General features: G+C 66.0%; 11 protein-coding genes and 2 tRNA genes. 4 read left to right on the forward strand and 9 right to left on the reverse strand.

The features are described from left to right. Positions 1 to 18: 18 nt before the first annotated feature. A complete protein-coding gene (locus AC6R2M_RS10080) occupies positions 19 to 270 on the reverse strand; it encodes a DUF2188 domain-containing protein (RefSeq protein WP_500481725.1) in 252 nt (83 codons plus the stop codon). A gap of 114 nt (positions 271 to 384) precedes the next feature. Between AC6R2M_RS10080 and AC6R2M_RS10085 the strand changes: the two genes are divergently transcribed. Beyond that, a tRNA-Gly gene (locus AC6R2M_RS10085) sits at positions 385 to 459 on the forward strand. 120 nt (positions 460 to 579) lie between these two features. On the opposite strand, the gene AC6R2M_RS10090 is transcribed toward AC6R2M_RS10085, so the two are convergent. Both AC6R2M_RS10090 and AC6R2M_RS10095 read right to left on the reverse strand, forming a co-directional pair. After that, complete coding sequence (locus tag AC6R2M_RS10090) at positions 580 to 1287, reverse strand: L,D-transpeptidase (protein WP_500481727.1); 708 nt, start codon at positions 1285 to 1287, stop codon at positions 580 to 582. A 176-nt stretch (positions 1288 to 1463) separates the two neighbouring features. After that, a tRNA-Met gene (locus AC6R2M_RS10095) sits at positions 1464 to 1540 on the reverse strand. A gap of 143 nt (positions 1541 to 1683) precedes the next feature. Here AC6R2M_RS10095 and AC6R2M_RS10100 point away from each other — a divergent pair. After that, a complete protein-coding gene (locus AC6R2M_RS10100) occupies positions 1684 to 2640 on the forward strand; it encodes a Gfo/Idh/MocA family protein (RefSeq protein ID WP_500481729.1) in 957 nt (318 codons plus the stop codon). Here the strand turns inward: AC6R2M_RS10100 and mnmA are convergent, their stop codons facing one another. After that, positions 2641 to 3798: a tRNA 2-thiouridine(34) synthase MnmA gene (gene mnmA / locus AC6R2M_RS10105; RefSeq protein ID WP_500487558.1), complete on the reverse strand. Its 1158-nt coding sequence runs from the start codon at positions 3796 to 3798 to the stop codon at positions 2641 to 2643. Between the two features lie 239 nt (positions 3799 to 4037). Here mnmA and sciP point away from each other — a divergent pair, with 239 nt between their 5' ends. Then, the gene (gene sciP / locus AC6R2M_RS10110) at positions 4038 to 4331 is read left to right on the forward strand and encodes a CtrA inhibitor SciP (protein ID WP_500481731.1); all 294 of its coding nucleotides are present in this window, start codon (positions 4038 to 4040) and stop codon (positions 4329 to 4331) included. A gap of 284 nt (positions 4332 to 4615) precedes the next feature. Here sciP and AC6R2M_RS10115 read toward each other — a convergent pair whose 3' ends face one another. After that, positions 4616 to 4972, reverse strand: a complete 357-nt coding sequence (locus AC6R2M_RS10115; protein WP_500481733.1) for a flagellar export protein FliJ — start codon at positions 4970 to 4972, stop codon at positions 4616 to 4618. A 350-nt stretch (positions 4973 to 5322) separates the two neighbouring features. Between AC6R2M_RS10115 and ctrA the strand changes: the two genes are divergently transcribed. Next, positions 5323 to 6018, forward strand: coding sequence for a response regulator transcription factor CtrA (ctrA, locus tag AC6R2M_RS10120; protein WP_500481735.1), 696 nt, complete (start codon positions 5323 to 5325; stop codon positions 6016 to 6018). A 508-nt stretch (positions 6019 to 6526) separates the two neighbouring features. On the opposite strand, the gene hbs is transcribed toward ctrA, so the two are convergent. The 4 genes from hbs to AC6R2M_RS10140 form a co-directional block, all read right to left on the reverse strand. Further along, a complete protein-coding gene (gene hbs, locus AC6R2M_RS10125) occupies positions 6527 to 6805 on the reverse strand; it encodes a non-specific DNA-binding protein Hbs (protein ID WP_500481737.1) in 279 nt (92 codons plus the stop codon). Between the two features lie 166 nt (positions 6806 to 6971). Then, the gene (lon, locus tag AC6R2M_RS10130) at positions 6972 to 9386 is read right to left on the reverse strand and encodes an endopeptidase La (RefSeq protein ID WP_500481739.1); all 2415 of its coding nucleotides are present in this window, start codon (positions 9384 to 9386) and stop codon (positions 6972 to 6974) included. Positions 9387 to 9642: 256 nt separating this feature from the next. Further along, positions 9643 to 10911: an ATP-dependent Clp protease ATP-binding subunit ClpX gene (gene clpX, locus AC6R2M_RS10135; protein WP_500481741.1), complete on the reverse strand. Its 1269-nt coding sequence runs from the start codon at positions 10909 to 10911 to the stop codon at positions 9643 to 9645. A gap of 219 nt (positions 10912 to 11130) precedes the next feature. Further along, the gene (locus tag AC6R2M_RS10140; protein WP_500481743.1) at positions 11131 to 11766 is read right to left on the reverse strand and encodes an ATP-dependent Clp protease proteolytic subunit; all 636 of its coding nucleotides are present in this window, start codon (positions 11764 to 11766) and stop codon (positions 11131 to 11133) included. Positions 11767 to 11815: the final 49 nt, after the last annotated feature.

Below are 11815 nucleotides of genomic sequence, written 5' to 3' on the forward strand. Positions count from 1 at the left end.
TGCAGCCCCGGAATGGCGTCAGTGCTTCGGATCGTCCTCGACGTCGGTCTCCGGCCGGTCGTCTCCGTGTGCGACCTCGCGATGCCAGCGCCCCTCCCCGTCCTGATAGGAAATGCCCTGGTCCTCGCCGCCCAGGCGCTGACGCTCGGCGGCGTCCTTGGCCGCGGCAAGCGCGTCGTCATGGGAGCGGAAGGTCTCGGAGTAGACGTCGCCGACCTTGTAGGCCCAGCCGCCGTCATGTTCGACGATCTGATAGGTCAAATGCGACATGGAGGGCTCCGCTCATCCGTTTCCGTGCAGCCCGAACGGGGGCGAGCCCCCGGCGGTTCCGCACGCCGAAACCGGCTTGACGGGAAAGGCGGCGCTTGCGAATGTCCGCCCGGCGCGGGCGTAGTTCAGTGGTAGAACGTCAGCTTCCCAAGCTGAATGTCGTCGGTTCGATCCCGATCGCCCGCTCCAGCCCCCCGGATACCGCTCTCGCGACCAAACGCGCTCTTCGGCGACGGTCGCGCATGGAAAAAGAGCCGCGCGGCGCCCGCACGGCTCTTTCCGATTCGTCGTCGCTCGCCGCAGCCGCGATCAGAAGATCGCGACCTCCGACCGCGCCGCCATCGGCATCGGGTCCGGCTGGTAGGGCTCGCTCAGGACCACGACGCGCGATCCGTTCGGCACGCGCTGCTCCAGATCGACGACATCCTGGTTGAACATGCGGATGCAGCCCGCCGAGACCGAGCGACCGATCGTCTGCGGCTCGTTGGTCCCGTGGATGCGGTACATGGTGTCCCGCCCGTTCCGGTAGAGGTAGAGGGCGCGTGCGCCGAGCGGGTTGCCGAGGCCGCCGGGAACGCCGCCTGCATAGGGGCCGTAGCGGTCGGGCTCCCGACGCAGCATGTTCTGTGTCGGCGTCCAGCCCGGCCAGGCCGCCTTGCGTTGGACCGTCGCCGTTCCCGAGAACGCGAAGCCCGCGCGACCGACGCCGATGCCGTAGCGCATCGCCTGCCCGCCTTCCATCACCAGATAGAGGTGGTGGCCGTAGGGATCGACGACGACGGTGCCGACGGGCTCGCTCGTGCGGAAATCGACGACCTGCCGGATGTTGCGCTCCTCGATGATGCGCGGATCGATCGCCGGGATGACGTGCTCGCCATCCTGCATCTCACCGTAGAAGGAGAGGATGCGCGGGTCGTACTGCGGAGCGGCGATCTGCGTCGGCGCCTGCTGCGCCGTCTGGCACGCGGCGAGCGCGAGGATCGGGAGGAGAGACAGGGAGCGGATAGCGGCGATCATGTCGTGCGAAGCATCCAGGATTCGTAAGGTTCACAACAGATACGCACGAAAGTCGATAAGATTCCGTCCTCGCGCAAACAATCGCGATGCGTGTCTTCGAAGACACAGTCGGAGAGCGGCACGGGAAGGAACGTCTCGGAGACGACTTGCCGAGATACGGCTTTCGGTAGGATCGATGGTAGCAGCGGGCAGATTTGAACTGCCGACCCCCGGGTTATGAGTCCGGTGCTCTAACCAACTGAGCTACGCTGCCATCCGACGAGCCGAAACCGCCCACGATCGGGACGGGCCGGTGCGGTGTCGCGGGTATACGGACTGTCGGCCGCTGCTGTCAAGAATCCTTGCCGCGATGGAGACACGACCCTAGACCTGCGTCCACACAGAGGATGGATGCGCATGACGAAGCCCAGGATCGCCGTGATCGGCTGCGGCCAGTGGGGCCAGAACCACGTGCGCACGCTGCATCAGCTCGGCGCGCTGGCCGCGATCGCAGACGGCAGCGGCGAACGGGCGGCCGAGCTCTCCTCCCGCTTCGACGTGCCGGCGCGAACCGCCGACGACATCTTCGCGGACGGCGACGTGGACGCCGTGATTCTCGCCCTGCCCGCCCGTCTGCATGGCGAGATGGGCCGCGCGGCTCTCGCGGCCGGCAAGGACGTCCTGATCGAAAAACCGATCGCGCTCTGCGTGGAGGACGCACGCCGGACCGCACAGGCGGCCAGCGACGTCGGGCGGCTCCTGATGGTCGGGCATGTCCTGCGCTTCCACCCCGTGTTCGAAGCGCTCGTCGAGGCGGTGAAGGCCGGGCGAATCGGAACGGTCCGGCACATGATCTCCACACGGCTCGGCTTCGGCCGCTTCCTCGGCATGGACGCGGTCTGGGACCTCGCGCCGCACGACCTGTCGCTGGTCCTGAAGGTGGCAGGCTCGGCCCCGGAGCGGATCGAGACGATCTCGCGCGCGATCCTGAGCGAGGAGACGGACACCGCCGACATCCGGATGGGCTTTGCCGAGGGCGTTTCGGCCGAGGTTCACGTCTCGCGCGTCTCTCCCTTCCGCGACCGCCGCTTCACCGTGGTCGGTACGGACGGCATGATCACCTTCGACGATCTGGCGCCGGAGGGTCAGAAGCTCGCCCTTTACGGACACCATGTGCGCCGCGAGGGCGCTTCGCTCGTCATGCACAGCGCGGACGCCGAATATCTGGAGACCGAGCCGGGCCTGCCGCTCGACCGCGAACTTCGCCACTTCATCCATTGCATCGAAACGCGACAGGCACCCGAGACGGGCGCGGAGGAGGCGGTCGAGACGGTGCGGATACTCGCCGAGGCTTCGCCCTTGAAGCGAGCCTGATCAGGCGGCGCGGGCCGCGAGCGGTCCGCTGGCGCGCTCGGTCCGGGCGATGACGCCGCCACCGAGAACGCGGGCGCCGACCCCTTCGCCGTCATAGAAGACACAGGCCTGACCGGGCGAGACGCCCTCGACGCCTTCGGCGAGCTCGACGCGCACGCCGGTCTCGTCAGCGACGAGGCGCGCCGGCGCGGGCGGGCGCGTCGAGCGCACCCTCACGAAGACGTCTGCCCCCTGCCCGGCCGTCGTTTCGATCGGCGCGTCGCCCAACCAGTTGATCGCCCGCAGCGTCACGCGCTTCACGTCCAGCGCCTCGCGCGGCCCGACCGTCACCACCGCGTTCGGGGCGTCGATCGAGACGACGTAGAGCGGCTCGCCGACCGACACGCCGAGCCCCTTGCGCTGGCCGACGGTGAAGCCGACGACGCCCTCGTGCGCCCCCAGATCGCGCCCGTCGATATGGAGGATTCGGCCCGGCCGCTGCGCATCCGGCCGCAGCTTGGCGATCACGTCCGAATAGCGGCCCTTGGCGACGAAGCAGATGTCCTGGCTGTCCGGTTTGGCCGCGACGGAAAGACCATGCGCCTCGGCGATCGCCCGCGCCTCCGGCTTGGTCATGCGGCCGAGGGGAAAGCGGAGGAAATCCACCTGGGCCTGCGTCGTCGCATAGAGGAAGTAGCTCTGGTCGCGGTCGAGATCGGCCGGGCGATGCAGCGCGCGATGCGCCCCATGGGCGCGCGACTCGATGTAGTGGCCGGTCGCCAGGGCGTCGGCCCCGAGGTCGCGCGCCGTCGCGAGGAGATCGGTGAACTTCACCGTCTGATTGCAGGAAACGCAGGGAATAGGCGTCTCGCCCTCCACATAGCTCGCGGCGAAGGGCTCGATCACCTGCTCGCGGAAGCGCTGCTCGTAGTCGAGGACGTAATGGGGAATGCCGAGCGTCTCGGCGGTGCGGCGCGCATCGTGAATGTCTTGCCCCGCGCAGCAGGCCCCGGCCCTGCGAGGCGTCGCGCCCCCGTCGTAGAGCTGCAGCGTGATGCCGACGACGTCGTAGCCCTCCGCCTTCAGGATCGCCGCCGTCACGGAGGAATCGACGCCGCCCGACATCGCCACGACGATGCGGGTCGCGGACGGCGGCTTGGGGAAGTCGAGGCTGTTCATCATCGGACGGTCGGGGGTTCGAGACGTCGGTTGGCTCGGCGGACACGGGCGTTTCGGCCGCGGGCCGCAGGCGTTTCCACAGATAGTCCATCGAGCCCAGGAATGCGACGGTTCGAAGGTCCAGCCGCCCTCCTTTCGACTTGTTATCGAATCCTTACGCGGAGCTTAGCGAAATTTTCAGTCGCGGAAGTCTAACCTCCGTCTCGTTGATTAGGTCCTTGCGTTGCGTAGAGAGTTAAATGACCGATCAGGCGAGAGCGAGAGTGAAGTACGTCATCGGCCCCGACGGGAGTCCGCTGACGATTGCCGACCTGCCACCCTCCAACACGAGGCGCTGGGTCATCCGTCGCAAGGCGGAAGTCGTCGCGGCCGTGCGTGGGGGTCTTCTGAGCCTCGACGAGGCCTGTTCGCGTTATACTCTGACGGTGGAGGAGTTCCTGTCCTGGCAGGTGTCGATCGACAGCCACGGGCTGGCCGGCCTGCGCACCACGCAGATCCAGGAGTACCGCAAGAAGGTCGATCTCCACCATTAAGAGACCGACCGGTTCGGGATTGGATTTTGAAAGGGGTCGGTGAACAACCGGCCCCTTTCTCGTTGCCCGACCTCTTCAGCATCAGGCCCGACATGCGCGGATCGGCCCGGTCTGAGCTGAGGCCACGGCCATGAACGCCCGAAACGAAAAAGCCGCCAGGAGAAGGCGGCTTTTCGATTCCATCGCGGTGAATTCTGACGACGGCGATGGTCGATCGACGCCCCCGCCCGCTTTCGCGGTCGGCCGGTCGCCCCCTTTCGGGATGCAGACCGCCCGAGCGCCGGTCAGCTCGCGGCGCGGCGCTCCTCGCCGAAGTCGCGGCTCTCGAGCTTCTCGGCGTGGGCGAGCTCGTCCTCGGCTTCCTGGAGCGCCAGATGGGCCGCACTCGCCTGCGTCTTCAGATCCCGGACCGAATCCATCAGATTGTCGCGGCGCGTGCGCGCCGCCTTCGCGAAGGTCGGGTAGGCGAAATGGTTCACGTCCGCGATTCCCGAACGCTTCTCTTCGGCGACGATCTGCGCGTCGAGCTCGCCGGCCATGCGCTCGAACTCGCGCATCATCATGTCGAGCTGCTCGACCTGACGACGCTTCTCGGCGACCTTGAAGCGGACGAGCCGAACCAGATTGTCGCGCTTGTTCATGGATGGGCTCCCGGTCCGGACGGCGGATGCGCGTCCTTCGCTCTGCGGTTTCGGGCAAGCCTGCGTCTCTACAGGCTTAACCTAGTGTTCATGTACGGCGTTAATCCTAGGAGAGCTCGGCTTAAGGCTCGGTAAATCGGCGGGATTCAATCCCGCGATCCACTGTCTTTCCTCGTGTTTCGAGGGTGCGGTGGCCCGATTTTCCGAAAGGCCGCGGCCGAAACGATCGGAACGCGGCGATGGTTACGGAAGCCTTCCTTAACCATTGCGTGCCAACATGGTCGGCGACTTGGGAAAAACGGTGATCCGGCGGGGCGAGATGTCGGCCGGATCGGGTAAGGGGATCTCGGATGCGCGTTCTTTTGATCGAGGATGACAGCGCCATCGCGCAGAGCATCGAACTGATGCTGAAATCCGAGAGCTTCAACGTCTACACGACGGACCTCGGAGAAGAGGGCGTCGATCTCGGCAAGCTCTACGACTACGACATCATCCTTCTGGACCTGAACCTTCCGGACATGTCCGGCTACGAGGTGCTGCGCACGCTCCGGCTGGCGAAGGTGAAGACGCCGATCCTGATTCTCTCCGGCATGGCCGGCATCGAGGACAAGGTCCGCGGCCTCGGCTTCGGCGCCGACGACTACATGACCAAGCCCTTCCACAAGGACGAGCTGGTCGCCCGCATTCACGCCATCGTCCGCCGCTCGAAGGGCCACGCCCAGTCGGTCATCAACACGGGCGACCTCACGGTCAATCTCGACGCCAAGACGGTCGAGGTGAACGGCACGCGGGTCCATCTGACCGGCAAGGAATACGCCATGCTGGAGCTGCTGTCGCTCCGCAAGGGCACGACGCTCACCAAGGAGATGTTCCTGAACCATCTCTACGGCGGCATGGACGAGCCCGAGCTGAAGATCATCGACGTCTTCATCTGCAAGCTGCGCAAGAAGCTCTCCACCGCCACGGACGGCAAGAACTACATTGAGACGGTCTGGGGTCGCGGCTATGTGCTGCGCGAGCCCGAAGAGGACACCCGCGCGGCCTGAGCTTCGCGCGCCCGGCGATCACCGGCATCGACTTCCAGGGGCCTTCGGGCCCCTTTGTCGTTCATGGGCCTCCTTGAACGACAAAGGCCGCCTCCCCGGCCCGTCGTGCCCCCCAAGGCGAGAGGTGCAGGCGTCGCTCGGACGGCGGGATGGCTCGAACCCGAGACCGGGACGACCGCCGCGCGGCCGGACGGCCACGCATGACGCCAGAGCGCCGTGCGTCCGTTCGGACGCACAGAGGTCGCTCAATCTCTTTGAATCTACGCATCCGGGAATCTACGCATCCGGCTTTCCGGAAATCGATTCTGATTTTCGGGCCGATGCTGTTGAGGACCGCTCCTCGCGAAGGCAATCTCTGCCCGCGCCTCAAACGAAAAAGACCTGCCCACCGCCGCACGAGGCGCTGGCGCGCCCGGCACGAGGATGGAACAGGTCTTGAAGGGCCTTCCTGCGTGTCGCGCCGCGTGCCGGAGGGCACACGCGCCGACGCTCGGGAAGCGGCCGATCCTTACTTGGCGTTGACCGAGTCCTTCAGGCCCTTGCCGGGCGTGAACTTGGCGACCTTGCGGGCCGGGATATCGACCTCGGCGCCCGTCGAGGGGTTGCGGCCCTTCGAGGCGGCGCGATGCGAGACCGAGAAGGTGCCGAAGCCGACCAGACGGATGTCGTCGCCGCCGGCGAGCGCCTCGCCGATGGAATCGAAGACGGCGTCGACCGCGCTCACCGCCTGCTGCTTCGAGAGACCGGCCTTTTCGGCCACCGTCGAGACGAGTTCGTTCTTGTTCATGAGACAGCTCCTGTCAGCGGTGCCACGGGCACCGAACCGGCGGTGACGATGGTAAAATCCTCGACATCATTCAAGCGCGGAAATGGCCGAAACCCCAGAAAAGCGGGCTTTCGACGCAAAAAGACCGCCCGGAGGCGGTCTTTTCTTTCGCAAACCCTGGGTTGCCTCAGTGCGCGACGGCCGTCGCGCCGTCCTGCGCGGGGTCGCCGGCGGGAATCGGATTGCGCTCCTCGTCCCACTCGACGGCCTCGGGCTGGCGCACGAGGGCATGCTTCAGAACCTCCCCGATGTGGGAGACCGGAACGATCTCCAGGGCGTTCTTGACGTTGTCCGGAATGTCCACGAGATCCTTCGCGTTCTCCTCCGGGATCATCACCTTCTTGATGCCGCCGCGAAGCGCCGCCAAGAGCTTCTCCTTCAGGCCGCCGATCGGAAGCACCCTGCCCCGCAGCGTGATCTCGCCCGTCATGGCGATGTCGCGCTTCACGGGGATGCCCGTCATCACCGAGATGATGGCGGTCGCCATGGCGGTCCCGGCGGACGGGCCGTCCTTCGGGGTCGCACCCTCCGGAACGTGGACGTGGATGTCCCGCTTCTCGAAGAGAGGCGGCTCGATGCCGAAATCGGTGGCCCGCGAGCGGACGTAGGACGCCGCCGCCGAGATCGATTCCTTCATCACGTCCTTCAGATTGCCCGTCACCGTCATCTTGCCCTTGCCGGGCATCATGACGCCTTCGATCGTCAGAAGTTCGCCGCCGACCTCGGTCCAGGCGAGGCCCGTGACGACGCCGACCTGATCGGCGCTGTCCACCTCGCCGAAGCGGTAGCGGGGCACGCCGAGATAGTCGGCGATATTCGCCGCCGTCACCGAGACCTTGGTCGCCTCGCCCTTGAGGATCGCCGTCACGGCCTTGCGGGCGAGCTTGGTCAGCTCACGCTCGTAGGAGCGCACGCCGGCCTCGCGGGTGTAGCGCTGTGCGATCGTGCGCAGCGCGTCCTCCGAGACCTCGAACTCCTCGGGCTTGAGGGCGTGGTCGCGGATGGCCTTCGGCAGGAGGTGCCGCTTGGCGATCTCGACCTTCTCGTCCTCGGTGTAGCCCGCGATCCGGATGATCTCCATCCGGTCCATGAGCGGCCCGGGGATGTTCAGCGTGTTCGCGGTCGTGACGAACATGATCGGCGAGAGGTCGTACTCGACCTCCAGATAGTGATCCATGAACGTCGCGTTCTGCTCGGGGTCGAGAACCTCCAGCAGCGCCGAGGACGGGTCGCCCCGATAGTCCTGTCCGAGCTTGTCGATCTCGTCCAGCAGGAACAGCGGGTTCGACTTCTTCGCCTTCTTCATCGACTGGATGACCTTGCCGGGCATCGAGCCGATATAGGTGCGCCGGTGACCGCGAATCTCGGCCTCGTCGCGGACGCCGCCGAGCGCCATGCGCACGTACTCACGGCCGGTCGCCTTGGCGATCGACTTGGCCAGCGAGGTCTTGCCGACGCCCGGAGGGCCGACGAGGCACAGGATCGGGCCCTTGAGCTTCGACTGCCGGCTCTGGACGGCCAGATACTCGACGATGCGCTCCTTCACCTTGTCGAGGCCGTAATGGTCCTCGTCGAGGATCTGCTCGGCCTTCTTGAGGTCGATCTTGACGCGCGAGGCCTTGCCCCAGGGCAGGCCCAGCAGCCAGTCGAGATAGTTGCGCACGACCGTCGCCTCGGCCGACATCGGGCTCATCTGCCGCAGCTTCTTCAGCTCGGCATTGGCCTTCTCCCGCGCCTCCTTCGAGAGCTTGGTCTTCTTGATGCGCTCCTCGATCTCGGAGGCTTCGTCGCGGCCTTCCTCGCCGTCGCCGAGCTCCTTCTGGATCGCCTTCATCTGCTCGTTCAGATAGTACTCGCGCTGGGTCTTCTCCATCTGGCGCTTGACGCGCGAGCGGATGCGCTTCTCCACCTGCAGGACGGAGATTTCGGCCTCCATGAAGGACAGGGCCTTCTCGAGCCGCTCGCGCACGGACGTGAGCGAGAGCATCTCCTGCTTCTCCGGGATCTTGATCGCCAGATGCGAGGCCACCGTGTCGGCGAGCTTGGAATAGTCGTCGATCTGCCCGGCCGCACCGACGACCTCCGGCGAGATCTTCTTGTTCAGCTTGACGTAGTTCTCGAACTCCGAGATCACCGAGCGGGCCAGCGCCTCGACCTCGACCGGGTCCTCGTCCTCGACCTCGACGAGCCGCGCCTCGGCCTCGTGCCACTCGCGGCGGTCGGTGAAGCGCTCGATGCGCGCGCGCGCGACGCCCTCGACGAGCACCTTCACCGTGCCGTCGGGCAGCTTCAGAAGCTGGAGAACGTTGGAGAGCGTGCCGAGCTCGTAGATGGCGCCCGGCTGCGGATCCTCGTCGCCTGCCTCCTTCTGGGTGGCGAGCAGGATCTGCTTGTCGGCGCCCATCACCTCTTCCAGCGCCTTGATCGACTTCTCCCGCCCGACGAAGAGCGGAACGATCATGTGCGGGAAGACGACGATGTCGCGAAGCGGCAGGACGGGATGGACGGAAGTCTGGTCCGCGCTCGTTTTCGTGGTCGACATGGGAAGTCCTTTCTGCGGCGAAGCCGCCTCAGGCGATCGTTCCGGACCCGTTGATACAGCCCCCGGCCAGACCCCTCATTGCCCGTCCAATGTGGTCCCGCCCGTCGGCTGCTTCAAGCCGGTCCTCAGTGCGGCGCAGCGCTCGCGCAACGCATTGTGACGGTTGTATCACGCCCGCCGCACCCTGGAATGAAAAAGCCCGCCGCGGGTGACCGTGGCGGGCTCGATTCGTGCTCGTCAGGAGAACGTCCGCCCGTCAGGCGCTGACGTTCTCCTTCTCCTCCTTGCGCTCGGCATAGATGTAGAGCGGCCGCGCATTGCCGTCGATGACCTCCTCGGAGATGACGACCTCCTGCACGCCTTCCAGCGTCGGCAGGTCGAACATCGTGTCGAGCAGCATCGCCTCCATGATGGAGCGAAGGCCGCGCGCGCCGGTCTTGCGCTCGATCGCCTTGCGGGCGATCGCCTTCAGCGCGTCCTCGTGGAACGACAGCTCGACGTTCTCCATCTCGAAGAGCCGCTGATACTGCTTCACCAGCGCGTTCTTCGGCGCGACGAGGATCTGCACCAGCGCGGCCTCGTCGAGGTCCTCCAGCGTCGCCAGGACCGGCAGACGGCCGACGAACTCGGGGATGAGGCCGAACTTCAGAAGGTCCTCCGGCTCCACCTGGCGGAAGAGATCGCCCGTGCGGCGGTCCTCCGGCGAGGAGACGTTGGCGGCGAAGCCGATCGAGGTCTTGCGGCCGCGGTCGGAGATGATCTTGTCCAGCCCGGCGAAGGCGCCGCCGCAGATGAACAGGATGTTCGCCGTGTCGACCTGCAGGAACTCCTGCTGGGGATGCTTGCGCCCGCCCTGCGGCGGCACGGAGGCGACGGTGCCTTCCATGATCTTCAGAAGCGCCTGCTGGACGCCCTCGCCCGACACGTCGCGCGTGATCGACGGGTTGTCGGACTTGCGCGAGATCTTGTCGATCTCGTCGATGTAGACGATGCCGCGCTGCGCCCGCTCGACATTGTAGTCGGCCGACTGGAGCAGCTTGAGGATGATGTTCTCGACGTCCTCGCCGACATAGCCGGCCTCGGTCAGCGTCGTCGCGTCGGCCATGGTGAACGGCACATCGAGGATGCGCGCCAGCGTCTGCGCCAGCAGCGTCTTGCCGCAGCCGGTCGGGCCCATCAGGAGGATGTTGGACTTCGCCAGCTCGACGTCGTTGTTCTTCGCCGCGTGCGCCAGGCGCTTGTAGTGGTTGTGGACCGCCACCGAGAGCACCTTCTTGGCGAAGGACTGCCCGATCACGTAGTCGTCCAGGACGGCGATGATCTCCTGCGGAGTCGGCACGCCCTCGCGCGACTTCACCATGGAGGATTTGTTCTCCTCCCGGATGATGTCCATGCACAGTTCGACGCACTCGTCGCAGATGAAGACCGTGGGTCCCGCGATCAGCTTGCGGACTTCGTGCTGGCTCTTTCCGCAGAAAGAGCAGTAGAGCGTGTTCTTGCTGTCGCCGCCGCTCGTTTTGCTCATTCTCTCTATCCTTCCAGTCCGAAGAGCCCCGGATGCCGGTCCGCTGTCAGGTCGGCCGACGATGGCCCCGTCCCTGCCCGGCTGAAGCGACGGACCCGGCGATGGCCCGCCACCCTATGACAAATCTGCGACCAAACCCTTGAGCGACGCTTGCCCGCCCCGATGGCCCTCGACGTTCCAACTTATGGGCCCGCCGGGGTGACATCAAGGCGGCTCGCGTCAGGCCTGCGGCGCCGTCGACTCCAGAGCCTCGCGCGACGAGTAGACCTTGTCGATGAGGCCGAAGGCCTGCGCCTCTTCCGACGTCATGAAGTGGTCGCGGTCGAGCGTCTTCTCGATGGTCTCGTAGTCCTGGCCCGTGTGCTGGACGTAGACCTCGTTGAGGCGGCGCTTCAGCTTGATGATGTCCTGCGCGTGGCGCTCGATGTCCGAGGCCTGGCCGGAGAACCCGCCCGAGGGCTGGTGCACCATGATGCGCGCGTTCGGCGTGGCGAAGCGCATGTCCTTGTGGCCGGCGCACAGGAGCAGCGAGCCCATGGACGCGGCCTGCCCGATGCACAGCGTCGAGACCGCCGGCTTGATGAACTGCATGGTGTCGTAGATCGCCATGCCGCTCGTCACCACGCCGCCCGGCGAGTTGATGTAGAGCGCGATCTCCTTCTTGGGGTTCTCGGCCTCCAGGAAGAGAAGCTGCGCGCAGATCAGCGTCGACATGTGGTCCTCGATCGGACCGGTGATGAAGATCACCCGCTCCTTCAGGAGGCGGGAGAAGATGTCGTAAGCCCGTTCGCCGCGATTGGTCTGCTCGACGACCATCGGGACGAGGTTCATCGCGGTCTCGAGGGGATGTTTCATGCTCGCGGACTTTCGTGTCTCCGGCGGATGCCGCAAGGGGCGTCACGGC

The sequence above is a fragment of the Aureimonas sp. CAS genome (assembly GCF_059838215.1).

Bases quoted from the DNA above. Each gene is read 5' to 3' on its own strand.
- clpX (WP_500481741.1), bottom strand. From the start codon at position 10,911: ATGAGCAAAACGAGCGGCGGCGACAGCAAGAACACGCTCTACTGCTCT.
- hbs (WP_500481737.1), bottom strand. From the start codon at position 6,805: ATGAACAAGAACGAACTCGTCTCGACGGTGGCCGAAAAGGCCGGTCTC.
- AC6R2M_RS10115 (WP_500481733.1), bottom strand. From the start codon at position 4,972: ATGAACAAGCGCGACAATCTGGTTCGGCTCGTCCGCTTCAAGGTCGCC.
- AC6R2M_RS10090 (WP_500481727.1), bottom strand. From the start codon at position 1,287: ATGATCGCCGCTATCCGCTCCCTGTCTCTCCTCCCGATCCTCGCGCTC.
- ctrA (WP_500481735.1), top strand. From the start codon at position 5,323: ATGCGCGTTCTTTTGATCGAGGATGACAGCGCCATCGCGCAGAGCATC.
- mnmA (WP_500487558.1), bottom strand. From the start codon at position 3,798: ATGAACAGCCTCGACTTCCCCAAGCCGCCGTCCGCGACCCGCATCGTC.
- AC6R2M_RS10080 (WP_500481725.1), bottom strand. From the start codon at position 270: ATGTCGCATTTGACCTATCAGATCGTCGAACATGACGGCGGCTGGGCC.
- sciP (WP_500481731.1), top strand. From the start codon at position 4,038: ATGACCGATCAGGCGAGAGCGAGAGTGAAGTACGTCATCGGCCCCGAC.
- AC6R2M_RS10100 (WP_500481729.1), top strand. From the start codon at position 1,684: ATGACGAAGCCCAGGATCGCCGTGATCGGCTGCGGCCAGTGGGGCCAG.
- lon (WP_500481739.1), bottom strand. From the start codon at position 9,386: ATGTCGACCACGAAAACGAGCGCGGACCAGACTTCCGTCCATCCCGTC.
- AC6R2M_RS10140 (WP_500481743.1), bottom strand. From the start codon at position 11,766: ATGAAACATCCCCTCGAGACCGCGATGAACCTCGTCCCGATGGTCGTC.